The 1,205-nt window shown below is 40.0% G+C and carries 1 protein-coding gene; it reads left to right on the top strand.

Features of this window, described 5'->3' with window-relative positions; genetic code table 11:
- On the top strand, positions 1 to 1,205 hold a 1,205-nt coding region (locus EGI26_RS07450; RefSeq protein ID WP_255077446.1), incomplete at both ends, for a hypothetical protein.

The raw sequence follows: 1,205 nt of genomic DNA, 5'->3' as shown, positions 1-1,205 counted from the left end.
ACATTGCAGAATATAGTGTTGATATTTTTGGACCATGTGGTACAGTCTCTCATTCTGGAATCAACGTGGCGGTGGCTCTGAAACCTGTGTTTTCTTTGAACCCCGTAAATACACCAAAATGCGTGGGTGAAACCGCTATTTTCAAAGCGGCCGCAAGCAGTGCTTCAAGTATTTTCTGGCAAAAAGATGGAATAAATCTTGTAGACGGTGGAAACATATCGGGAAGCAATTCGGCTACGCTAATAGTAAGCAACATTAGAGCAGGTTTTGATACCGGTGTTTACAAAGCCATCGCAAACGGTTCTGGAGCTTGTTCTTTCGCAACTACAATAAGTGCCGAAGCCATTTTGAGTATCAATGCTCCAATAACCAATGTGAAAATTTCTCCAAACGCCGACAAATGCGAGGGCTCAAGTGCAATTATCGAAGCCACACATGACGGTGTCGTAACTGGCTATCAATGGTTTAAAAATGGAGAAAAAATACCTAACAGTACAAATTTCAAAATAGAATTCAATATCCTAAAACCTTCAGATAAAGGAACTTACACAGTGGAAATTTACGGACCCTGTGGAACAATAACTTCAACGGCCTCATTCCTAAATGTGACAGCATTGCCTGTAATCATCACCCAACCAATAGATGCAAAAAGATGTATTGGTGAATCAGTAACTTTCCAAATTGCAGGTACAGATTTCGGCTCGTTTAGATGGTTTAAAAACGGAGCGAATCTAAACATAACTACACAAAATTTAAATATACCATCAGTAAATGAATTGTCTAGTGGTCAATACATAGTCGATGTGTTTGGGGTTGGAGCATGTGCTACCAGAACTACTTCCAGCAGATTTACAAACCTTGAGGTTGGTAGTAAAATTGCCGTAGAGAAAATTACCAAAAACGTAAGTTGTTTTGGCTTGAGCGATGGTAGCATCCAACTTAAAACCACAGGAGGTTTCGGATCACCATACAGTATTACTTGGCAAAATCCATCCTCAGCAAAAGGAGAAACTGCGACCAATTTAGCCGCGGGACTTTATGAATTTACTATAGCCGACAGTCGAGGTTGTTCTCAAAAAGACAGTATGAGAATCTCTCAACCAGAAAAATTGTCAGCAAACTTAGTTTCAAAAACTCTTAACTATTGCGAAACTTCTGGAAAGGCGAGTGTTAAAACAGCGGCATTTGGTGGAACTAAACCTTAC

The organism is Lacihabitans sp. CCS-44, assembly GCF_024343735.1.
In the GTDB taxonomy this organism is placed as follows: domain Bacteria; phylum Bacteroidota; class Bacteroidia; order Cytophagales; family Spirosomataceae; genus Leadbetterella.
Note: the sequence above shows the minus strand (reverse complement) of the source record. Positions and strands in the feature narration are given on the sequence as shown.